This window comes from Mesorhizobium erdmanii (assembly GCF_013170725.1).
Classification (GTDB): Bacteria; Pseudomonadota; Alphaproteobacteria; order Rhizobiales; family Rhizobiaceae; genus Mesorhizobium; species Mesorhizobium erdmanii.
Genome location: NZ_CP033361.1, coordinates 2122287 through 2144291 on the forward strand (window position 1 = coordinate 2122287; position 22005 = coordinate 2144291).

General features: G+C 63.5%; 24 protein-coding genes and 1 pseudogene. 16 read left to right on the forward strand and 9 right to left on the reverse strand.

Annotated elements, in window-relative coordinates:
• Window positions 1-12: 12 nt before the first annotated feature.
• From EB233_RS10240 to EB233_RS10255, 4 genes are all read right to left on the reverse strand, one after another.
• Window positions 13-438, reverse strand: coding sequence for a hypothetical protein (locus EB233_RS10240; RefSeq protein WP_027056792.1), 426 nt, complete (start codon window positions 436-438; stop codon window positions 13-15).
• Between the two features lie 14 nt (window positions 439-452).
• Complete coding sequence (locus tag EB233_RS10245) at window positions 453-1013, reverse strand: rod-binding protein (protein ID WP_081294003.1); 561 nt, start codon at window positions 1011-1013, stop codon at window positions 453-455.
• 122 nt (window positions 1014-1135) lie between these two features.
• Window positions 1136-2536, reverse strand: coding sequence for a sensor histidine kinase (locus EB233_RS10250; RefSeq protein WP_244277626.1), 1401 nt, complete (start codon window positions 2534-2536; stop codon window positions 1136-1138).
• Window positions 2533-3195 carry a response regulator gene (locus tag EB233_RS10255; protein ID WP_064989004.1) on the reverse strand — a complete coding sequence of 221 codons (663 nt, stop codon included), beginning with the start codon at window positions 3193-3195 and terminating at the stop codon, window positions 2533-2535. Before EB233_RS10255 ends, EB233_RS10250 begins: the two co-directional genes overlap by 4 nt.
• 254 nt (window positions 3196-3449) lie before the next feature.
• On the opposite strand from EB233_RS10255, the gene EB233_RS10260 reads away from it, so the two are divergent.
• The 4 genes from EB233_RS10260 to EB233_RS10275 all read left to right on the forward strand — a co-directional run bounded on the left by EB233_RS10260 (window position 3450) and on the right by EB233_RS10275 (window position 6521).
• A complete protein-coding gene (locus EB233_RS10260; RefSeq protein ID WP_210262468.1) occupies window positions 3450-3878 on the forward strand; it encodes a single stranded DNA-binding domain-containing protein in 429 nt (142 codons plus the stop codon).
• A 176-nt stretch (window positions 3879-4054) separates the two neighbouring features.
• On the forward strand, window positions 4055-4909 hold the full coding sequence (locus EB233_RS10265; RefSeq protein WP_244277625.1) for a DUF1295 domain-containing protein: 855 nt from the start codon (window positions 4055-4057) through the stop codon (window positions 4907-4909).
• Window positions 4906-5934: an SAM-dependent methyltransferase gene (locus tag EB233_RS10270; RefSeq protein ID WP_064988960.1), complete on the forward strand. Its 1029-nt coding sequence runs from the start codon at window positions 4906-4908 to the stop codon at window positions 5932-5934. Before EB233_RS10265 ends, EB233_RS10270 begins: the two co-directional genes overlap by 4 nt.
• A gap of 26 nt (window positions 5935-5960) precedes the next feature.
• Entirely contained in the window at window positions 5961-6521 is a 561-nt protein-coding gene (locus tag EB233_RS10275; protein WP_064988959.1) for a hypothetical protein, read from the forward strand.
• Between the two features lie 6 nt (window positions 6522-6527).
• On the opposite strand, the gene EB233_RS10280 is transcribed toward EB233_RS10275, so the two are convergent.
• A complete protein-coding gene (locus EB233_RS10280; RefSeq protein ID WP_064989002.1) occupies window positions 6528-6938 on the reverse strand; it encodes a DUF2177 family protein in 411 nt (136 codons plus the stop codon).
• Window positions 6939-7061: 123 nt separating this feature from the next.
• On the opposite strand from EB233_RS10280, the gene EB233_RS10285 reads away from it, so the two are divergent.
• The 3 genes from EB233_RS10285 (at window position 7062) to EB233_RS10295 (ending at window position 9801) form a co-directional block, all read left to right on the forward strand.
• Window positions 7062-7448, forward strand: a complete 387-nt coding sequence (locus tag EB233_RS10285) for a DUF2147 domain-containing protein (RefSeq protein ID WP_027056800.1) — start codon at window positions 7062-7064, stop codon at window positions 7446-7448.
• A 153-nt stretch (window positions 7449-7601) separates the two neighbouring features.
• Window positions 7602-8942 carry an NAD(P)/FAD-dependent oxidoreductase gene (locus EB233_RS10290; RefSeq protein ID WP_064988958.1) on the forward strand — a complete coding sequence of 447 codons (1341 nt, stop codon included), beginning with the start codon at window positions 7602-7604 and terminating at the stop codon, window positions 8940-8942.
• A gap of 13 nt (window positions 8943-8955) precedes the next feature.
• On the forward strand, window positions 8956-9801 hold the full coding sequence (locus tag EB233_RS10295) for a DUF1365 domain-containing protein (RefSeq protein ID WP_064988957.1): 846 nt from the start codon (window positions 8956-8958) through the stop codon (window positions 9799-9801).
• Between the two features lie 12 nt (window positions 9802-9813).
• Here EB233_RS10295 and EB233_RS10300 read toward each other — a convergent pair whose 3' ends face one another.
• From EB233_RS10300 to flhA, 3 genes are read right to left on the reverse strand one after another with little or no spacing between them, the layout of a single operon-like run.
• A complete protein-coding gene (locus tag EB233_RS10300; RefSeq protein WP_027056803.1) occupies window positions 9814-10197 on the reverse strand; it encodes a hypothetical protein in 384 nt (127 codons plus the stop codon).
• Window positions 10198-10199: 2 nt separating this feature from the next.
• Complete coding sequence (gene fliR, locus EB233_RS10305; protein WP_027056804.1) at window positions 10200-10952, reverse strand: flagellar biosynthetic protein FliR; 753 nt, start codon at window positions 10950-10952, stop codon at window positions 10200-10202.
• The gene (gene flhA / locus EB233_RS10310; protein ID WP_027056805.1) at window positions 10949-13036 is read right to left on the reverse strand and encodes a flagellar biosynthesis protein FlhA; all 2088 of its coding nucleotides are present in this window, start codon (window positions 13034-13036) and stop codon (window positions 10949-10951) included. The genes fliR and flhA overlap by 4 nt, the downstream gene beginning before the upstream one ends.
• A 115-nt stretch (window positions 13037-13151) precedes the next feature.
• On the opposite strand from flhA, the gene EB233_RS10315 reads away from it, so the two are divergent.
• The gene (locus EB233_RS10315; protein WP_064988956.1) at window positions 13152-13451 is read left to right on the forward strand and encodes a putative quinol monooxygenase; all 300 of its coding nucleotides are present in this window, start codon (window positions 13152-13154) and stop codon (window positions 13449-13451) included.
• A gap of 35 nt (window positions 13452-13486) precedes the next feature.
• Here EB233_RS10315 and EB233_RS10320 read toward each other — a convergent pair whose 3' ends face one another.
• Window positions 13487-13957 carry a MarR family winged helix-turn-helix transcriptional regulator gene (locus EB233_RS10320; RefSeq protein ID WP_064988955.1) on the reverse strand — a complete coding sequence of 157 codons (471 nt, stop codon included), beginning with the start codon at window positions 13955-13957 and terminating at the stop codon, window positions 13487-13489.
• Window positions 13958-14019: 62 nt separating this feature from the next.
• Between EB233_RS10320 and EB233_RS10325 the strand changes: the two genes are divergently transcribed.
• From EB233_RS10325 to EB233_RS10360, 8 genes and pseudogenes are all read left to right on the forward strand, one after another.
• Window positions 14020-14748, forward strand: a complete 729-nt coding sequence (locus tag EB233_RS10325) for an NAD-dependent epimerase/dehydratase family protein (RefSeq protein ID WP_064989001.1) — start codon at window positions 14020-14022, stop codon at window positions 14746-14748.
• Between the two features lie 16 nt (window positions 14749-14764).
• Complete coding sequence (locus EB233_RS10330) at window positions 14765-15277, forward strand: cupin domain-containing protein (RefSeq protein WP_064988954.1); 513 nt, start codon at window positions 14765-14767, stop codon at window positions 15275-15277.
• Between the two features lie 163 nt (window positions 15278-15440).
• Window positions 15441-17222 carry a chloride channel protein gene (locus tag EB233_RS10335; RefSeq protein ID WP_064988953.1) on the forward strand — a complete coding sequence of 594 codons (1782 nt, stop codon included), beginning with the start codon at window positions 15441-15443 and terminating at the stop codon, window positions 17220-17222.
• Window positions 17223-17387: 165 nt separating this feature from the next.
• Window positions 17388-18047: a helix-turn-helix domain-containing protein gene (locus tag EB233_RS10340; protein ID WP_064989000.1), complete on the forward strand. Its 660-nt coding sequence runs from the start codon at window positions 17388-17390 to the stop codon at window positions 18045-18047.
• Window positions 18048-18088: 41 nt separating this feature from the next.
• Window positions 18089-19165, forward strand: a complete 1077-nt coding sequence (locus EB233_RS10345; protein WP_064988952.1) for an extracellular solute-binding protein — start codon at window positions 18089-18091, stop codon at window positions 19163-19165.
• Between the two features lie 24 nt (window positions 19166-19189).
• Window positions 19190-20058: pseudogene (locus tag EB233_RS10350) on the forward strand (ABC transporter permease).
• Entirely contained in the window at window positions 20058-20855 is a 798-nt protein-coding gene (locus tag EB233_RS10355; protein ID WP_064988951.1) for an ABC transporter permease, read from the forward strand. Before EB233_RS10350 ends, EB233_RS10355 begins: the two are co-directional and overlap by 1 nt.
• Window positions 20852-21967: an ABC transporter ATP-binding protein gene (locus EB233_RS10360; protein WP_064988950.1), complete on the forward strand. Its 1116-nt coding sequence runs from the start codon at window positions 20852-20854 to the stop codon at window positions 21965-21967. The genes EB233_RS10355 and EB233_RS10360 overlap by 4 nt, the downstream gene beginning before the upstream one ends.
• Window positions 21968-22005 lie beyond the last annotated feature (38 nt).

The following is a 22005-nucleotide window of genomic DNA, read 5'->3' on the forward strand; positions in this document are numbered from 1 at the left end:
CATCATCGCGCTCTACCCTTTCAGCCGGCCGAATTCGCCGGCGGAGTAGGTGCCGTCGGTTTCGGCGCGCTGGATGGCGCTGCGCAGCAGGCTGGCGACCTCGTTGACGGCGCTCAGATGCGCCAGGATCGCGGCTTCGTTTTTTGCCAGTTTCTGGCGCAACCGGATCAGACCCTCGCGGTGCTGTTCGAGGAATTCGGCTTCGCTGCCGCCCTTCATGGCGCGCGTCAGTTCGTAGAGGTAACGGCTCTTGCGGGCATTCGACGCCTTGAGGTCGTAGCCGGTATCGGTGCGGATGCCGGCCGTCTCTTCCTCGACCACCTCCTCGATGCGGCCGATGATGGCGGCGAGATTTCCGGGGCGCGCGAACGGGATCGGCGATTCCGACGCTGTCGCGCGCGCCGGCAGGTTGGCGGTGAATTCGGAAGAGTCGGCCATGGTGTTTCCCAGTCCTAGATCTTGATGTCTGTCTTTATGGTTGTCTCGTCGCCGGTCATCGACCTGGCGGCCTTGCGCTGCAATTCCTGGACGAGCGAAGTGGACAGACGAGTTTGCTGGTCGATCTCGGTCTTTTCCGGTCCATTCGAAACCGGGCCGATCGGCACCTTGCGCTTGCCGTCCATATAGTGGTCGGCCACCAGCGACTTGGCGATGCCAATGCCGCCGCGCTCGGCCATGACGTCGGCGACGCGTTCTGCGAGCTGCGATTTCCACATGTCGCCGGCCAGACCCTTGCCGTAGACGCCCTCGGTGTCCTTGGGCAGCATGTTCTGGATGAAGGTCTGCAGGACCATCGCCTCGAACTTCTTGAATTTTTTGGCCGGGTCGGCTGTCGCCGCCGCCTTGTCGGCGGTGGCGCGCGACAGGATCGAGCCGGCATCGCCGGACGCGGTCGTGTCGACCGAGGTCGAGGTATCGACCGAGAACGTGCCGGCAACACCGTTCGCACGCTTCGCCAGCGCGGCGCGGGCAGCCTCGATGTCCGTCGGGTCGACAGCGCGGGCGACATCCATAACGATGTCGCTGGGTGGAGAAATCGCCAAGAAAGTCCGCCTTTTGTCGGGTTTCCTGGAGCGACCATGCCTCAACAAGCTTGTGGCAGGCTTGCGCGGGAGGGCAAGCTCAAGCGGGTCGCCTAACCATTCGTCGCGACCGGGCCTGGCAGTCGAACCACGACCTCGAGTCCGCCTAGCGAAGATTTGCCGAGATTGAGATCCCCGCCATAGAGCTCTGCGAGTTCGCGGGTGATCGACAGACCGAAGCCATGGCCGACGATGCTCTCATCAAGCCTTTTGCCGGGCTGCAGTACCTCATGGATTTTCTCCATACTTATGCCAGGACCGTCGTCGGCCACTTCGATCAAGACTTGGGTGCCGGCATTGCGAGCCTTGATGGAGATTGTGCTCGAAGCCCACTTAAAGGCGTTGTCCAGCATGTTGCCGAGCATCTCATCCAGATCCTGGGGTTCGCAGGCGACGGCAAGAGCCTCCGGTATATCGACGGCCACGTTCAACCCGCGCTCGGCGTTGATTTTTGAAAGAACAACGTTCAAGTCGAGCACGCGCGGCCTGATCGCAGTGCTGATGTGGGCGGGTCCGTTAAGCGCTGCGGCGCGCGCTCGCCCAAGATGATGTCGTATGCGCTCCTGCATCTCGGCAACAAGCCTCAGACGCTCGGCATCGCGTCGGCTCCTGCTGCCACTGAGCGACAACGACAACGCCGCCAGCGGTGTATTGAGCGCGTGACCAAGGTTCGAGACGTGACCGCGGGCTCGTCTCAGGCCTTCGGCGTTCTGCTTGATCAGCGAGTTCAGCTCACCCACCAATCCACGCAATTCCCTGGGCTGGTTGCCTTCGATGTGGCTGGCGCGCCCTGCGCGAACATCCTCCAGGCCTTTTGTCACGCGCTTGAGGGGCCGAAGCCCCAGTCGCATCTGCAAGACGCTTGCAGCCGCGAGCAGAATCCCTAGTGCCAGCATCGCCAAAATGACCGGCACCAACGCATCACGAAGGGGCCGCACCAGCGCATGAGCGGGTGCGGAAGCCGTAATTGTCATCCATGTACCGTTCGTAGGCACGACCTGGACACGCAGATAGAGCGGTTCGCCTCGCGGGCCGACCCCGTTGAAGGGGCGAGGACGTGTGTTGGCGTCCGCTGGCCCGTCATGCCACCCGCCCCACCAGTGATCCGATCCCCGGTTGGTTATATCGGCGCCATCCAGCGAGGCTGAACGGTAGGTATGGCCGTCGATCGTTGCCATCCAGTACCAGCCAGCCCCATGTCGATCGAACGGTGGCGGATCGTTCAACGTCAGGACGTCCGGCAATGATGGCCTGTTCTCAAGCGCGCTCGTCACGGCGCCGATCTGCGTATCGAGGCGCTGGTCGATCTGGTCGCGGATGAAACGCGACAGAACGATCCCCGTGCTGATGCCCGTGGCGATCAAAGCGGCCAAAACCAGGACGGCTGATCCCAGCGCCAGCCGCGCCGCGATGGATTTTGGGGTCAACCGCCGAAGACGACCGAGCGGCATCATGGAGACGATACCAGACGGTACCCTCGGCCACGCTCTGTCGCGATCATCTCATGCCCGATCTTTCGGCGGAGCCTGGCAATGATGACTTCAATGGAGTTCGAATCGACGTCTGCGTCGCCTTCATACACACGTTCGATCAGGTTGGACCGATCGATTGTCGTATCCTTGCGCAGGATGAGACATTGCAGGACCCGCCATTCCAGCGCCGTAAGCTTGAGCGGGAGTCCGTCCTTTTCAAACATTCCGAGCTGCGCGTCAAAGCTCAGCGTACCGCAGCTGATTAGTGGGGCTGAATGACCTGCCGCGCGTCGCACGAGGGCTCGCAACCGAATGACAAGCTCTTCTACGCGAAATGGTTTGGTCATGTAGTCGTCGGCACCGGCCTTGAAGCCCTCGACCTTTTGCGACCATCCGTCCCGCGCGGTTAGGATCAGGACAGGCATCGTCCGGTTCGCTTTGCGCCATGATGTAAGCACGCTGATTCCGTCGACTTTGGGCAGACCAAGGTCGAGCACAGCCGCGTCGTAAGCCTCGGTGTCGCCAAGATGCATACCGTCTTCACCGTTACGCGCCACATCGACAGCAAAGTTCTCCGATCGGAGCGCCTTGGCGATACCGTCAGAGAGCGTCTTGTCGTCTTCTATGAGCAGGATGCGCATCTGTTGGACCATGTCCTTTCCAGCATGCCGGATAGGCGCTCCGGCTTAACTCAACCTGAACGGCCCGGTTCAGCTTCGGTTCGACCTGCTCCGCTAGAAATGCGGTGTCTACAACGCATAAAAGGATTTTTGGAATGTCGAACCAAGACAATATCGGACCCTCGAGCCCGGCGGAAACCAGCGGCACCGCAACCGACAAATCGTCCAAACGCCGGCTTGGCGCCAAAATGGTCGGTGGCTCAGCCTTGGTTGGCATGCTTCTGGTCGGCGCCGTGGCAGGTGCGGTGGCCATGAAGGTGTCGCGCCACGATGAACGTCAGGCATTGCTTCCGCCAGTCACGATCAATGCAATGGCCGATGACAGCCTGGTCGCGGTCAAGGGCAAGGTTGCCGAGATCTTCGGCAACAAGTTCGTTATTTCGGACGGCACCGGCCGGACACTGGTCGATGTCGGGCCTGAAGGCAGCAATGCCAAGCTTGTGGCGCAAGACGAAGAGGTGACGGTACAAGGACGCTACGATGAAGGCTTTATCCATGCCGGCATGGTGATCCATGGCGACGGTCGGGTCGACGAACTGCGGCCCCCACATCCTCGCGGCCCGCGTCACGGCTGGCGTGATTTCGGCCCCGACGCGCATGGGCGGGGCCCGGGCGATGACGCGCCGCCTCCACCTAAAGCTTGAGCGCAATAACCGCCGAAACGACAAAGCGGCTCCGGATAAAACCGGGGCTGCCTTGCCTCTATCCCGAGTCTGCCACACCACCGCGCCAACGGTAGAATTGCCGGTTCGGCAAAACTCTGGGCCCGTCGGAAACTTGCCGCGTCGCCGATCCGTAACTCACGCAACAGGTCAGCGTGATGATGCAGGGCGATGATGTGACGTTTGCGGTGTTGTTTGTCGGTGTGGGCATTGGCCTGTGCATCGTTATGTCGATCGCGTGGGCGATTGTCGTTCGAGGCGGCAGGTCGGGCTGGGTGGATGCTACCTGGTCGTTCGCGACGGGTGCCGCCGGCATCGCCATGGCGCTTGTTCCACTATCCGGTTGGCAGCAATCGGCGACGAGGCCCGTCATCGTCGCCCTGCTCGCGGCGATCTGGTCGATCAGGCTTGGCCTGCACATAGCAGTCAGAACCCTGCGCGGCGGCGACGATCCGCGTTATGCGCAACTGCGCGGCGAATGGGGCACAGATTTTGCGCGCCGGCTGTTCTGGTTTCTGCAGGCGCAGGCCGGCGCTGCCTTGCTGCTAGCGCTTTCCATCTTCGTGGCCGCGCGCAACCCGGTACCGCACCTGCAAATCGGCGACTGGCTTGGCATTGCCATTCTGGTGATTGCCATCCTCGGCGAGGGCCTGGCCGACCGCCAGCTTGCGCGGTTTCGTGACAACCCGGCCAACAGGGGAAAAGTCTGCGACGCCGGGCTGTGGGGACTCTCGCGTCATCCCAACTATTTCTTCGAGTGGTTCGGCTGGCTGGCCTATGTCGCGATCGCGCTGGATTTCACCGGTGCCTACGCATGGGGCTGGTTGGCCGTGTCCGGCCCGCTTTTCATGTACTGGCTGCTGGTTCATGTGTCCGGCATTCCGCCGCTCGAAGCGCACATGCTGAAATCGCGTGGCGAAAAATTCCGTGCCTACCAGGCGCGCGTCAATGCCTTCTGGCCGGGGCCGTCCCGCCATACTTCTCCGCAAACCTCGAAAGGTCGAGCCTTGTGAGCCTCATAGCATCCGCCATCCGCACCGTAGAACGCAGCCCGTTGCCCGATCCCGTGACCCGAACGGGGATAGGCTTCCTGGTCGGGCGCACGCGCCGAAACCTGCTCGAAAGACCCGCCACGCATGAGCAGGCCTTCGTCCACGCCATGGCCGATCATCCGATTGCCGAGCACACGCAGGCAGCAAACGAGCAGCACTACGAATTGCCGCCGGCTTTCTTCGGGCTGGTGCTAGGGCCACGCCGCAAATACTCGTCCTGCCTCTACCGGCGTGGCGATGAAAGCCTGGCGCAGGCCGAGCTTTTGGCGCTGGAAGAGACCGTTGCCCACGCCGATCTGGCCGATGGCCAAGACATCCTCGAACTCGGCTGCGGTTGGGGTTCGCTGACGCTGTTCATGGCCGAGCGCTTTCCCGCCGCCAGGATCACGGCGGTGTCCAACTCGGCGCCGCAAAGGGCGTATATCGAAGCGCAGGCTCGGCAGAGGGGCCTCGCAAATATCCGCGTCATCACCGCCGACATGAACAGTTTCCATCCGAACGGCCTGTTCGACCGCATCGTGTCGGTCGAGATGTTCGAGCATATGTCGAACTGGCAAAAGCTGCTCGAACGGGTGCAATCCTGGCTGACGCGGGAGGGGCGGCTCTTCATCCATGTCTTCACCCACAAGAGCCGGTCGTACCGTTTCGACCATCGCGACAAATCCGATTGGATCGCGCAGCACTTCTTCACCGGCGGCATCATGCCGAGCCATGATCTGATCCGGCATTTCCCCGGCCTGTTCGACGTCGAGCAGGAATGGCGATGGAATGGCCGCAACTACCAGCGCACGGCAAACCAGTGGCTCGCCAATATGGATGCCAACCTGCCCGAGATCGACCGCATCCTCGCTGGGGTCTACGGCAAGGACGCATTGGTCTGGCGCCGCCGCTGGCGGCTGTTTTTCCTCGCCACCGCCGGTCTCTTCGGACACGCGAACGGTGAGGAATGGGGCGTCAGCCACTATCGCCTGCGCGCGGCCAGATAAGATTGGAAACGCCGGTCCGATCGGGAATGTTGTGGACGTCATGGAGCGCGGCGGAGGCCTATTTCGCGAGTGACGATCCTCTCGTCGCCACCGCCAATCTTGTTGCGCTGGTCGTGCTGTGGAACCAGCCCTTCTATCCGCTCTACGTCTACTGGTCCGTCGGTCCCGTCATTGCGCCGACTTTCTATACGTTCATTTCGACGCCGTTCTTTCTCGCCGTCCCGGCGGTTGGCCGCATCAACGGCCGTGCCGGCCGTGCTCTGCTGCCCCTGGTCGGAATCGGCAACACGGTACTCAGTGCCAAGGTGTTCGGCGTCGCCTCCGGCGTGGAGATCTTTCTGCTGCCCTGCGTGCTGCTCGGCTTCGTGCTGTTTCGGCCGCGCGAACGCATCATTGCGATCGCCATTGCGGCTGTCGGCATGCTGGCCTTCACGTTCCTGCATGGGCGTTACGGCGCCCCGGTACATCTCTATTCGGCCGAGGAATATGCAGGGTTCTTGAAAATGAACTCGCTAAGCGCAGGTACGCTCACCGCTTTCATCGGTCTTCTCGTGATGAACCTGATGGCCTCGCCGGCCAAGCGCTGACGACCACTATGCCGTTCGCGACAAAGCACTGGAAACGAGAAACCCAGCCGTCGCCGCGATCGCGGTGAGCACGGTCCCCCAGCAGATATCGGCAATTGTGACCGCGACGGGCCAGTTCTTGAGCGTTGCCTGGTTGGTCAGGTCGTAGGTGGCGTAGGCGCAAAAGCCGAACAGCGCGCCGTTCACTAAGGCAGTCATCCACGATCCACTCTGAAAGGCAGGCTGCACCGCGAAATAGACGGCGCCGGCGATATAGATTACGTAGAAAAGCACTGCCGCCTTGACGTTGAAATCATCGAGCAGGATCGGTCCCAGCAGCGGCTTGTAAAGGCGGCTGCTCATCACCGTCAGCCAGACGGCGTCGATACAGAGGAACACGACCGCCGTCGTCAGATAGGCGATGCCGTATGTCTTGATCATTTTCGCCCCAAACTCCGTTGGCTGTTGTCTCCAGAAACGGTTTTCAACGCCGATAGTTTCGAACGGGCGAAACTCGCTCTTGCTGTCATCCGTAGCTCTGCAAAACGGATGATAGGGCGAATGATGAACCGACTGGCAGCGGCGGCAGGCCTGATACTTTGCGTCTCACTCTGCGGATCGGCGCTTGCCGCATCGGCACCTGACCCCAGCGGGACATGGAATCGTGGCGACGGTAATGCGAAAGTCCGCATCGCCCCATGCGGCTCGAACATCTGTGCCACCAATGTCTGGATCAAGGACACCAGCGGCGGCGAAGCCGTCGGCGACAAGCTTGTGATGACGCTGAAGCCGAAGTCCGCCGATACGCTCAGCGGCAAGGCCTACGACGCAAAGCGTGCGATGACCTATGCGATCCAGCTCAAGGTGGCCGGGCAGAGCCTTGTCACGCGCGGCTGCGTTGTCGGCGGACTGGTTTGCAAGTCGGTGAACTGGTCCCGCGCCCGCTGACAATGGGCGCGGCAGGTCTCGTCCGACCGCCTTCGCCTCACGACAAAATATCGCTCCCGCCACAGTGAAACTCGCGCCCGATCGCCCCGTATCTACCAATGTCCTGGGGTGCCGCCCGCGCCCTACAGACTTGATTTCCAACAAGGATTGTCGATGAACATCGTGCCCATCAGCCGTGGTCGCCCAGCCGACAGGAAGAAAATCGCCGTCATCGGTTCGGGCATCTCCGGCGCGGCTGCCGCATGGGCCTTGCATCCGGACGCCGACGTTACCCTCTATGAGGCTTCGCACCGCCCGGGCGGCCATACCGCCACCGTCGACATCGACTATGACGGCACGCCGATCTCGGTCGACACGGGCTTCATCGTCTACAACGAGCTGGCCTATCCGGATCTCACCGCGCTGTTTTCTCATCTCGGGGTCGCCACGCATGAGAGCGACATGGGCTTTTCGCTGTCGCTCGACGGAGGCAAACTCGAATGGTGCGGCTCGACGCTGCGCACCATATTCGCCCAGAAGCGCAATGTCTTTTCGCCGGGCTTCCTGTGGATGCTGCGGGAAATCCTGCGCTTCAACAAGGCGTGCATCGCCGAGCGCGACAGCGGCACGCTGGGCAACGTCTCGATCGGCGACTATCTTCGCACCCGCGGTTTCTCCGCCGGCTTTCGCGACAATTATCTCATACCGATGGCGGCGGCGATCTGGTCGACGCCACGCGCCAAGATGCTGGACTATCCGGCCGCGAGCTTCATCAGCTTCTTCGAGAACCATCGCCTGATCGACAATGATACGCGACCAATCTGGCGCACCGTGAGCGGTGGCTCTCGCAACTACCTGCAAAAGCTGCTGGCGCCGCTCGGCTCGGCGCTGCGTCTGTCGTCGCCGGTCAAGACACTGGTGCGCGACGCGTTCGGCGTCACCGTGTGGGCGGGCCATGACGCGCCTGAGCGCTTCGACAATGTCATCATCGCCGGTCACAGCGACCAGGCCTTGGCCATGCTCGGCGACGCAACGAGCGTCGAGGAAACGATCCTGTCCGCCATACCATATCGTCCCAATCGGGTCGTCCTGCACAGAGACCCTCGCCTGATGCCGAAGCGGCGCGCCGCCTGGGCGGCGTGGAACTATCTGCGCTGTTCCTGTGACGGGGAGGAACCGGAAGTCTCGGTCACGTACTGGATGAACCGTTTGCAGGGGATCGACGCGGCAAAGCCGCTTTTCGTTTCGCTCAATCCGGCAGTCGAGCCGCGTCCGGAACTGGTCTTCGGCGAGTGGATGTTCGACCACCCGCAATACGATGCGCGTGCCTTGTCGGCGCAGGCTCGTCTCGATGATATACAGGGCGTGCGCGGCACCTATTTTGCCGGTGCTTGGACCGGCCACGGGTTTCATGAGGACGGCTTGCGCTCGGGCCTCGACGCGGCGATCGCGCTCGGTGCGGACGTGCCGTGGCGGCGGCGCGAGGCGGCCAAGGCGCTGCTGGCGGCGGAATAGGACCTCTGTCGGAATGGACGAACGGATCACGACACTGGAACAGAACGGTCCAACGCCACTGGCGGCGGGGGTGCTCTATCCGGGTGAGGTCATGCATGCGCGGCTGAAGCCGTTCGGCCACCGCTTTGTCTACCGCGTGTTCTCTTTGCTGGTCGACATAGACAGGCTTGTCGAGCTCGGCCGCATGACGCGGCTGTTGGGAGTGAACCGTCCCGGCCTGGCGTCGTTCCATGAGAGCGACCACGTGGAAACCCCGGGCGAAAGCCTGCGGGCCTTCGCCGACAGGCTGCTCGCCGGTGCTGGGCTCGAGAAGCCGGCGGCGCGCGTGCTGCTGCTCGCCTATCCCCGCATCTTCGGCTACGTCTTCAATCCGATCTCGGTCTATTTCTGCTACGATGAAAGCGAGGCGCTGATCGCCTTGATTTATGCCGTGCGCAATACGTTCGGGGGGCGGCATTTTTACGTGGCGCCGATCAAGTCGGGCGAACTCGGGCCAGCCGGGATACGCCAGACACGAGCCAAGCTCTTCCACGTGTCGCCGTTCATCGGCATGGACGCACGCTACCATTTCCGCATCCTGCCGCCCGGCAAGACAGTCAGGCTGCGTATCCATGAGACGGAGAATAACGAGCCGTTGCTGTCGGCAACCTTTACCGGCGCCGCTCGCCCGCTTGCCACGCCGGACCTTGGCGCGTGCCTGATCAAGTTTCCCTTCGTGACGTTGAAGATCATCGCCGGCATTCACTGGGAAGCGCTGAAGCTTTGGCTGAAGGGCGCGCGCTTCCATCCGAGCCCGACGGTTGCAGGTCCCGCGCGGAACTTGCCCAACGAGCCGCGGCCGGTCGCTGTCCGCAGATAAACCCGAGCGCGGCTACTCTTCGCTTCGCTTCTGCGCGATCAGATCCAGCCGTTCACGGTCCGAGCGTTCGCGCTCGTCGCGGTTGCGCACGTCCCTGTAGGCGCGCTCGACCATGTTGGTGCGCGCGTTTGCCGTGGCGATGAGGCCGGCCTCCTGCCTGGCGCTTTCCAGGCTCTTCTCCTGGCGCACCACCGCCTGGGCGATGCGGCGATGATAGAGATCGGGAAACAGGCCGGACAGCGAATTGTCCTGGTCGAAATGGCCGACCAGTTCCTGGGCCTCGGCCTCGGCGGCGTTCGCCTCGGCCAGGAAGGTGGCGTGACGGGTTTCGTGCAATGCCTTCAGTTGCTCCTGCACCTTGACCAGTTTCTTGAGACGGTCCTTGCGCGTGCTCATCGTCACCTCGCCAAAGTCAGGTCGACGAAGCCATCGACGAACAACGACAGCATGGTGCCGATGGCGAAATAGAAGATGAGCATGCCGCCGGCGATGACGAAGGGCTGGGAGATGAAATAGATCGGGATCTGCGGGGTCAGCTTGTTGACGAACCCGATCGTCAGATTGACCAGAATGGCATAGGCGACAAACGGGCTGCCGAGGCGGATGACCAGGAAGAAGGTGTCCGACACGGTGTCGGTGATGTCGACGAGGGCGGCCTGCGGGTTGAAGAAGACATTGACCGGCGCAACCGTGTAGGACGACACCAGGGCGCGGACGATCTCGTGGTCGAAGTCGAAGACGAACAGCATCAACAGCGCCGAGAACGAGATGATGGCGGCAAGGGCGGCCTGCGGTTCCGGCTCCTCGATCGCCGGCCCGCCCGAGCCGCCATAGCCGATCAGCATGGCGATGGCCGAGCCCATGAAGCGTAGCGCTTCCATGTAAAGCCTGGTCATGGCGCCGATCAGCCCGCCGACCAGGAGTTCCGAGATGATCATGGGCACCAGGATCTGCGGGCGCGGATCGACGAAGGGAATGATCTTGTCCCACAGGAAGGCGAGCAGGCCCCCGGTGGCGGCGATCGCCACGAACAGCCTGACTTGTGCCGGAACGCGGGCGCTGGACAGGCCAGGCATCAGCATGAAGCAGGAGCCGATGCGGCAGAAGGCGAGGAACGCCGCGATGACGACGCTCTGCGAAAGAACGCTCACGATATGGTCCCGAGCACCCTGATCTCGACGCCCTTGGCGATTTCGACGTGGGAGAGCACCGGCAGCGTGGTGAACAGGCGCTCGATGATCATGCGCACATAGGGGCGCGCGTCGGGCGCGGTGACCAGCACGAAACGCTCGCCTGCCTCGAGGAATTTCTTGATCGCCTTGGTGGCGTCCTGGCCGAATTCCTCAAGCTGGCGCGGATCGATGTCGAACTCGCGCACCTCGCCCTTGGCGTCGCGCTTGAGGCTCTGGTGAAAGGCGAGGTCCCAGCGGTTGCCGAGGCGCAGCACCTTGAGCACACCGCCTTCCGAAAGGTCGCCGCATATCTGCTGGGCCATGCGGATGCGGACATGTTCGACGATCTGCTCGGTGCGGCGCACATGCGGCGCGATCTCCGCGATTGCCTCGATGATCAGGTGCAGGTTGCGGATCGAGACGCGCTCGGCCAGCAGCAGCTTCAGCACCGCCTGCAGGCCGGGATAGGAGATGTGCGTGGTGCAGATCTCGTCGGCGAGCTTGCGGTATTCCTGGTCCTGGCGTTCGAGCAGCGCTTTCATGTCCTTGTAGGACAGGAGCTGCGGCAGGTTGTTGCGGATGACCTCGGAGAGATGGGTCAGCAGCACCGACATGTTGTCGGCGAAGGTGTAGTTCTCGCGCTTCAGATCCTCGGCGAAGGTTTCCATGACGGAATAGGCGCGCATGCCAAAGGCCGGCTCGCGGATCTCCTCGCCCGGTATTTCGGGCACGTCGCGGTTGCCGAGCAGCACCATGATTTCGCCGACGCGCATCGAATATTCGGCAACCACCGTGCCGTGCACCTTGATCTGGTAGCTTTTCGGCGGGATGGCGAAGTCGTCGGCGACGCGCACTTCCGGCACGACGAAACCGTATTGTTGGGCGAATTTCTTGCGCATCTTGCCCATGCGGAAGACCAGCTCCTGATGCGAGACCAGGAGCCTTGTCGACAGCTGCTTGCCGATCAGCAGTTCGATCTCGGCGGTGGCGAGCGAGGCCTTGACCGAGTTCTTCTCCTCTTCCGCCTTGGACGCCTTTTCCTGGGTCTTCAGCGCTTCGGCCTGGGCGAGCGCGCGGTTGGCGCGCAGCGGAATGACGTAGCCGAGGCCGGCCATGCCGCCGGCGAGCGCAAAGAATGGGAACAATGGCAGGCCGGGCATCAAGCCGAGCAGCACCAGCAGGGCCGCCGCCACGTAGAGCGCGCGCGGGTGGGCGCCGAGCTGGCCGAACACGGCCTGGTTGGTCGAGCCGCGGGTGCCGCCCTTGGACACCAGCAGGCCGGCGGCGAGCGAGACGATGAGGGCCGGGATCTGGGTGACCAGGCCGTCGCCGACCGACAGCTTGATGAACACGTCGGCGGCCTCGCCCATGCCCATTCCGTGCCTGATATAGCCGATGGCGATGCCGCCAACGATGTTGATGGCGGTGATGATGAGGCCGGCGATGGCGTCGCCGCGCACGAATTTCGAGGCACCGTCCATCGAGCCGAAGAAGGAGCTCTCTTCTTCCAGTTCGCGGCGGCGCAACTGCGCGGTCTTGTCGTCGATCATGCCGGCGGAGAGGTCGGCGTCGATCGACATCTGCTTGCCGGGGATGGCATCGAGGGTGAAGCGGGCGCCGACTTCGGCGATACGGGTGGCACCCTTGGTGATGACGATGAAGTTCACCACGATCAGGATCATGAAGACGATGAGGCCGATGACGAAGTCGCTGGCCATCACCAGCTTGGAGAAGCCGGCAATGACATAGCCGGCGGCGTGCGTGCCTTCATTGCCATGCGACAGGATCATGCGCGTGGTGGCGATGTTGAGGGATAGCCTGAGCATGGTGGCGATGAGCAGCACGGTCGGGAACGAGGAGAAATCGAGCGGCCGCTGGATCCACAGCGCCACCATCAGGATCAGCACCGACAGCGCGATCGAGAAGGCGAGGCCGATGTCGATGAGGAAGGCCGGGATCGGCAGGAACAGCACGGCCAGGATGATGACGATGCCGAGCGCGAAGAAGATGTCGCGGCCATTCTTGGCCACCGCGCCGGGCTGGATGCTTTCGCTGATCGCCATTGAAATCCTCGAACCATAGATTGCCGCGCATGCGACAGCCCGGCGAGGGTAGCTGGCCAAGCTTGCGCGAGGGTGGGAGAGTGGCTGGACCGACAGCTTGCGAGAAGGAAGACCCATGCTCTTGATCATCGGCACGATCCGTTTGCCGCCCGACAGGCTCGAAGACGCGAAGCCCGTGATGGAGCGCATGATCTCGGGCAGCCGGGGCGAGGACGGCTGCCTCGAATATTCCTATGCGCGCGACGTGCTCGATGCCGGGCTGATCCGGGTCACCGAAGTGTGGCGCGACAGGGCTTCGCTCGACGCGCATTTCCGCTCGCGGCACATTGCCGACTGGCGTTCGAGCTGGCCGACGCTTGGCATCGGCGAACGCAACCTCGTGCTCTATGAGGCCGGCGAGCCGATGCCGACCTGAGCGGTCGCCGTTGGCTGGCCGGCAACGGCAAACAATCAGGAGTCGGCCGTGGCGATGCCGACCAGCCAGCGCCTGACAGCGCGTTCTTCCGCAGCCGACAGGCCTTCGGTCAGTTCGGCCTCGATGGCTTGCACGCGCTCGCGGCATTTTTTCAGGAGTGCGCGGCCGCTATCGCTGAGGTCGATGTGCTGGATGCGGCCGTGAACCGCATGCGGCTTGCGCATCAGCGAGCCGGCCCGTTCAAGATTGGCGACGATGACGCTGAGCGTCTGCGGGGTGAGCAGCGCCAGCCGGGCGAGGTCGGCGTTGGAAAGCCCGGGATAGGCGGCAAGCATGGTCAGCGTGACAAATTGCGGCTGCGTCACGCCGAGGTCGCCCAGCGCCCGATCCATTCTCAGCCGATGCGCGCCGGCGGCCTGCCGCAGGAGATAACCGAGATAGCCTTCCTCGCCGCGTTTGCCTTCGCCGGGAGCCGGAATGGACGAATGCTGATTGGGCTTGCGCATGATGTAAGAGCTCTTATATGTTATTCGTGCACTGATACTACGACGATATGGAGTCCATGACGATGGGTCATCGTATTTTTCTTGCCGGCGCTGCGGGCGCCATCGGCCAGCGGTTGATCCCGCAGCTTCTGGCCGCCGGCCATGAGGTGATGGGCACCACGCGCAGTGCGGACAAGGCCGAGAGACTGCTTGCCCTGGGCGTCGAACCGTTCGTGGTGGATGTCTTTGATGCCGAGGCGCTGTCGCGGGCAATGGGTTCCGTCCGCCCCGACATCGTCGTGCATCAGTTGACCGACCTGCCATCGGGCCTCGACCCGAGCCGAATGGGCGAGGCGATCGTGCGCAATGCCCGTATCCGCGACGAGGGCACACGCAACCTGGTTGCAGCCGCCGTCGCGTCCGGTGTCCGGCGCATGGTGGCGCAAAGCATCGCCTGGGCCTATGCGCCAGGCCCGGAGCCGCATGCCGAATCCGATCCGCTGGAGGGCGGCGCGTGCGGCAATCGCGGCATCAGTGTCGGCGGTGTGATCGCCTTGGAAAAGGCAGTGCTGAACGCACCGTTCGCCGGTGTCGTGCTGCGCTACGGCCAGCTCTATGGGCCGGGAACGGGAACCGAGAAGCCTGCCGGCGCATCGCCGGTGCATGTCGACGCTGCCGCATATGCAGCGCTGCTCGCACTCGACAAGGGCGCGACGGGCGCCTTCAACGTGGCCGAACCCAACCAGGCGGTCGCAACGCAAAAGGCGGTCGAGCAGTTGGGCTGGCGCGCCGATTTTCGTTTGCCTGCCTGAATTCGGAGATTTCGATATGATCGGCAATCAAGTTCGTTCGCGCGCCGGCCAATCCCTTATCGCCGTCAGCGCTGTCGGGATTTTGTTCACGCTGACGGCAAAGTGGGCCGGCCCGGGTCTCATTGGCACCGTGCCTGATGGCATGGAAACGCACATGGACATGGCAAACATCAATGCGGACGGCGCCGCCGGGGCGCGGCCGAAGACGGTCGTCACGCCGATCTCCTGCGAAAAGTTGCCCAACGTGCCAGGCAAGTCGATCACCACGGTGATCGTGGCATTTCCGCCAAACGGGTTCACGCCGCGCCACCGGCATCCAGGCTCGGTCAGCGCCTTTGTCCTCAAGGGCACGCTGCGCTCGCAACTCGAGGGCGGTCCCGCCGGCACCTACACAAAGGGGCAGACCTGGTTCGAGCCGCCCGGCACAGTCCATCTCTTTGCCGAGAATGCCAGCACCACCGAGCCCGCTGAATTGCTGGCGACCTTCATCGCCGACGACGATTGCGGGCCGCTGACCATACCGGACTGACGGCGAACCGGTTGCGTCACCCGTGCAGTGCGGCAAAGACCGAAATCAGCCGGTCTCACGGCCATAATGGCGCCTTTGATGTCGCCATTGTGGTTGTCATGTCATGCTGCCCGGCGTATCAGGCGGGTCTGCCATAGCCTTTCGATTATCGGCGAGCCATCCGGTGCTTTCCAGAAACCAACCACAAGTCTACGCCCGCCGGCTACGCGCGGTGCTTCTGAGGTCAATTCCCCTGCTCGAGGCGCGCGGCATCGCCGTGGTCCTCCTGGCCGGAATCGTCGGCGTCATGGCGGGCATACTGGTCACCGCGATGAGCCAGATCGTGCAGGACCTGCATGGGTTGCTGTTTGGGGTCCAGCCCGGCGGCCGGCTATCCGGCATGTTCTCGCTCGGCAATCCTCTGCAGGCGCTGGTGCCTGCGATCGGCGGCATACTGCTGGGTTTAAGCGTCATCTGGCTGAGGAAGCGCAGGATCCGCACGCCGGTCGATCCGATCGAGGCCAACGCGCTCTATGGCGGGCGCATGTCGCTGACCGATACGTTCATCATCGCCAGCCAGACCATGATCTCCAGCGGTTTCGGCGCTTCCGTCGGGCTGGAGGCGGGCTACACGCAAGTCGGCTCCGGTCTGGCCTCGCGGCTGGCGCGTTTGTTCAAGCTGCGCCGCAACGATGTCCGCATCATGGTCGGCTGTGGTGCGGCCGGTGCCATCGCGGCCGCTTTCGACGCGCCGCTGACCGGCGCCTTCTACGGTTTCGAGCTGGTCATCGGCATCTATTCGGTCGCCAATGTCGCGCCTGTCATGACAGCAGCGATCTCAGCCTCGCTCACCGCCGAGATGTTCGGCGGCGTGCCGTTTCCGCTCGAACTTTCAGGATTGCCGCAGCTCACCGCGAGCCAGTACGTGCCGTTCCTGCTGCTCGGCCTGCTGGGCGGCGCGGCTTCGATCGCCATCATGCAACTGGTGACGCTGATCGAACGCGGTTTCAACAGGCTCTCGGTCGATGCCTCGCTGCGCCCGGTCATCGGCGGCGTCCTCGTCGGCCTGCTGGGGCTGATCACGCCGCAGGTCCTGTCCAGCGGCCATGGCGCCCTGCACCGCGAATTCGCCATGAACTACGGGCTGGCCGCGGTCGCCAGCGTCTTCGTACTCAAGCTCGCGGCGTCGGCAATCTCGCTGGGCTCGGGCTTTCGCGGTGGCCTGTTCTTCGCCTCGCTGTTTCTCGGGGCTCTGCTTGGCAAGTCATTCGCCGGTGTGATGGCGCTGCTCTCGCCGGCGACCGGCATCGACCCCTCGGTTGCCGCCGTCGTCGGCATGACCTCGCTTGCCGTCGGTGTCGTCGGCGGGCCGCTGACCATGACCTTCCTGGCACTGGAATCGACCCGTGACCTGACGCTCACCGGCGTCGTCCTGGCGGCCTCGATCATGGCGGCGATCCTGGTGCGTGAAACCTTCGGCTATTCGTTCTCGACATGGCGCTTCCACCTGCGCGGCGAGACGATCCGCAGTGCCCACGATGTCGGCTGGATGCGCAGTCTCACCGTCGGCTCGATGATGCGCGAGGACATCAAGACCATCGATGCCTCGACGACGTTGGCCGCCTTTCGCAAGGAAATCCCGCTCGGTTCGGCACAGCGCGTCATCGCCGTCGACCCGGGGGATCAGTATGTCGGCGTGCTGATCGTCGCCGAACTGCACAGCGATCCGTCCGACGGCGAGGTGCCGGTGCGCGATCTTGCCCAGTACAAGAATGCCGTCCTGGTGCCCAGCATGAACGTGCAAACCGCAGCCGAGACGTTCCAGCGCGCCGGCGCCGAGGAATTGGCGGTGGTCGAGGATTTCACCGACCACATCGTGCTCGGTTTGCTGACCGAGGGCCATCTGATGCGGCGCTATGCCGAAGAACTCGAAAAGGCCCGCCGCGACCTGTCGGGCGAGGGCTAGGGAAGTCTTCTGCACCTCCCTATGTCGACCGGTAGGCACATCCTGCTGTCGCTGACATATCCCGCTGCTTGCAATCCGGCTCTGACATAGCGTGATTGCGTCCGCGCGCGTCTTGCCATTTGTACAGTCTCACTGTACAAACCGTTAAGTGGAGTGGAAGACCGCATGCGCAAGGTTTCCGGCCAGGTTTCGGTAAAGGCAGGCGATGCATCGGCCGCGACGCATGCCCATCAAGTGCTGGGCATGCGCCTCAAGAGCCTTCGCCTCGCCCGCCGGCTGTCCTTTCGGGAGCTTGCGGAGGCGACCGGGACGAGTGCGAGTTTCATCAGCCAGCTTGAACGCGGCCTGACCGGCGCCAGCACCGCCTCACTCAACCAGATGGCTTCGGCGCTCGGCGTCAGCGTCGCCATGCTGTTCGAGGAAAGCACGGCGCAAAACCATGGCGTTCTGAGACGAAGCGAGCGGCCAAGCCTGCCGCCCAGCGACGGTTGCCGCAAGATGCTGTTGTCGCGCCCGCCGCTGAGCGACATGGAAGTCTATGTCGGGGAATTCGACATTGGCGGGTCGACCGGGCCAGATCGCTACACCCATGGCGACGCGCACGAGATGCTCGTCGTGCTGCGCGGGATCGTCGAGGTCTCGCTCGGAGAGGCCAGGCACGTGCTCGAAGAGGGCGACAGCATCGAATACACGACATCGACACCGCATCGCTCAGAGAACATCGGCAGTGGCCGGGCCGAAGTGATGTGGATCATCGCGCCGCCGACCTCGGTGCGCGCCGAACTCGACCAATACACGACCTGGAAACCGCTCGCGGCCAGGTAGGTCCTATCCAAAACGCGGGCATGAATGGGAGAGTTAGCGTGATGTTCAAATCGAGATATGCAGGCCTTGGCGCCATTCTGGCGCTTGGCGTCGTGGCCGGCGCGGCCTTTGCGCAGGACAAGCCAGTGGCGGGCGAGGTCAGGGAAGGTTCGCTCAAGGGCAAGACCCTGACATTCGTTTCCTATGGCGGCATCTACCAGGACGGCCAGGCGGCGGCGCTGAAGGAATTCGTCGACAAGTCCGGCGTCAAGCTGCTCAATGACGGCCCGACAGAGATCGCCAAGCTGCAGGCGCAGGTCGAGTCCGGCAATGTCACCTGGGACGTCGTCGATATCGACGACCTGCCGCCATACGTCTACTGCGGCAAGCTGTTCCAGAAGCTGGATCTGACCAAGCTCGACGTCTCGAAAATCCCGGAAGGCCAGGTCGGCGAATGCTCGGTGCCGGCGATGAACTACGGCGTCGTGCTGATGTACAACAAGGAAAAGTACAAGGATAACCCACCCAAGAGCTGGGCCGACTTCTTCGACACGCAGAAATTCCCCGGCGTGCGCGGCATCGACGGCTCCGGCAGCCCGACCGGCGGCTTGCTCGAACAGGCGTTCAAGGTTGCCGGCGGCGACCCGAAGGCGATGACGGTGGCCGATATCGACAAGGCGATCGACGTGGTCCGCAAGCTCGGCCCGGATACCATTTTCTGGAAGACCGGTGCTGAATCGCAGCAGTTGGCGGAATCCGGCGAGGCGGACATGCTGATGATGTGGACCGGCCGCGCCATGACCGCGGTCAAGAACGGCGCCAAATATGCGCCCGCCTGGCAGGACTGGCTGGTGGTGATGGACCAGATGACGATCCCTGTCGGCGTCAAGGATACGGACGCATCCTACGCGCTGCTCAATGCCTATCTTGGCAAGCACGCGCAGGAAGTCCTGGCGGAACAGACGTCCTACACGCCGATCAACAGCGACGCGCACCCCAAGGTCGACGCTTCCGTCGCCGCCTTCCTGACCAATACTGCGGACCGCCAGAAGCAGGGCTACAAGCAGAACTTCAAGTTCTGGGTCCCGAACTTCGCGGTGGCGCAGGAAAAATGGTCGGCGCTGATGGCCGGCAACTGACCGGCTGAGAAAGAGGCTAGGCCCGTGAGCGCGCTCGAACCGACGACGCCGTCCGCCCCGAACCGGGCAGGATGGGCATGGCGGCCGTTCGCGCTCACGCTGCCGGCGCTCCTCCTGCTGGTCGCCGTGATCGGCTACCCGCTGCTTACCATCGTGCTGCGCAGCCTGTCGGAGCCGCAATGGGGCGTTCAGAACTATGTCTGGTTCTTCGGCGCGCCGGTCAATCTCATCGTGCTCCAGCGCACTTTCACCATCTCGGCCTGGGTGACGATCGTCTGCTTGATCTGCGCTTATCCCTACGCCTATCTGATGACCGCCGTCGGACCGCGCGTGCGGCTCGTCCTGGTGCTTTGCGTGCTCATCCCGTTCTGGGTCAGCGGCGTGGTGCGCACGCTTTCCTGGGTGATCCTGCTGCAGGATTCAGGCGTCATCAATTCGCTGCTGAGGTCGGCGGGTTTCGAAGGCATCCGGCTGATCCGTACCCAGACCGGCGTGGTGATCGGCATGGCACAGGTGCTTCTGCCCTTCATGATCCTGCCGCTCTATTCGGTGATGAAGGGCATCGACCTCAGGCTGATGCGGGCGGCGCAAAGCCTGGGTGCACGACCTTCACGCGCGTCTTCACCGTCTACCTGCCGCTGTCGCTGCCCGGCGTCTATGCCGGCGCGATCATCGTCTTCATCCTGGCACTGGGCTTCTACATCACGCCGGCGCTGCTCGGCGGACCGCGCTCGACGATGCTGTCGACGCTGGTGCAGACCCAGGTGCTCAGCCTGCTGCAATGGGGTCGCGGCGGCGCCATGGGCGTGGTCCTGCTCGTCACCACGTTCGTGCTTCTGGCGCTTGCAGCACCGGTGATGCGCTCGCGATACCGGGAAGCGGGGCGGCACTGATGGAGATCAAGCCGCTCACCCGCGCGATCCTCGGCCTCGTCTGCCTGCTGGTGGCGATCTGGCTCGTGGCGCCGACGCTGGTCGTCGTGCCGATGTCGTTCAACGCCAACAAGTCGCTCGCCTTTCCGCCGCAGGGCTTCTCCTGGCAGTGGTACCAGAACTTCTTCACCAATCCGGACTGGTCGTCGAGCTTCCTCAACTCGCTCAAGGTCGCCTCGGTGGTGGCGGTGCTGGCGACGGTGCTCGGCACGCTCGCGGCCTTCGGCCTCGATCGCATGCGGGCCGGGCCGGCCAATCTGTTGCGGATGCTGATGCTGACGCCGATGGTGGTGCCGGGCGTGGTGCTGGCCATCGGCATCTATGCCGTCTATCTCGACACCCATCTCGTCGGCACGCTGCTGGGCTTCGTGCTTGCCCACACCATCCTTGCGCTACCCTTCGTGCTGATCGCGGTCTCCGCCAGCCTCGAAGTGTTCGACAGGCGCCTCGAGACGGCGGCGGCGAGCCTCGGCGCGGGAGCGCTGACCGCGTTCCGCGCGGTAACGCTGCCGCTCATCCTGCCCGGCATCCTGTCCGGCCTGCTCTTCGCCTTCGCCACGTCCTTCGACGAGATCGTCGTGTCGCTGTTCATCACCAACCCCTACCTCAAGACATTGCCCGTGCAGATATTCTCCTCCATCACCCGAGACGCCGACCCGACCGTTGCCGCCGTCGGCACCATCCTACTTTTCGCCACCACGATCCTGATCGGCGGGGGCATGCTTCTTCTTGGTCGCGAGCGGAAAGGACGCCAATGAAGCCGGGAGAAAAGAGCAAGGGCGCGGCGATCGATCTCGATAGGGTCAGCAAGGCCTATGGCGGCTTCAAGGCACTGGACGGCGTGTCGCTGCGGATCGAGCCCGGCGAGTTCATGACGCTGCTCGGCCCGAGCGGCTCCGGCAAGACGACGACGCTGAATGTCGTGGCCGGCTTCACCGATCTGACGAGCGGCAAGCTGCTGGTCGGCGGCAAGAACGTCGTCGGCGTGCCGGCGCACAAGCGCAACATCGGCGTCGTCTTCCAGCACTACGCGCTGTTCCCGCATATGAGCGTCGGCCGCAACGTTGCCTACCCGCTGACGCTGCGTGGCATCACTGGGGCGGAACGCGAACGTCGCGTCGGCCATGCACTCGACATGGTCAAGATGGGCGACTTCGCGCATCGCTATCCCAGCGAACTGTCGGGCGGCCAGCAGCAGCGCGTGGCGCTCGCACGCGCCATCGTCTTCGACCCGCCGCTGCTGCTGATGGACGAGCCGCTCGGCGCACTCGACAAGAAGCTGCGCGAATGGCTGCAGCTCGAGATCAAGCGCATCCACCGCGAGCTCGGCACCACCTTCGTCTATGTGACGCACGACCAGGAGGAGGCGCTGGTTCTGTCGGACCGCATCGCCGTGTTCAATCGCGGGCGGATCGAGCAGGTCGGCAGCGGCCGCGAGCTCTATGATGAACCGGCGACGCTGTTCGTCGGCCGCTTTATCGGCGATTCCACGGTGCTGCGCGGAGAGGGGCGAAGCGACGGCGCGAGCACGGCGCTGACCATTGCCGGCGAGACGGTGACGGCGCCGCGGCGGATCGCCGGCGAAGCGCGTCCGGTCATGCTGCTGCGCCCCGAAAAGCTCGCCATCCGCCGGCCCGGCCAGGACGCGGCAGGCACCACCAACCGGCTGCCGGGGACGATCGCCGAGGCCATCTATCTAGGCTCGGGATCGAAATATGAAGTCAGGCTCGCTGACGGCTCCACGGCGATCGTGCGCTCGCCGCTGACCGGCGACAGTTTTGGCCTAGGCGACGAGGTGGAGCTCTGCTTCGACGGTGCCGATGCCAAGCTTCTGGCCGACGACAGCACGGCCGATGCGACACTGACCTGATCATGTTTGTTTCAACGCAATTCCGGACGGAAAACCGC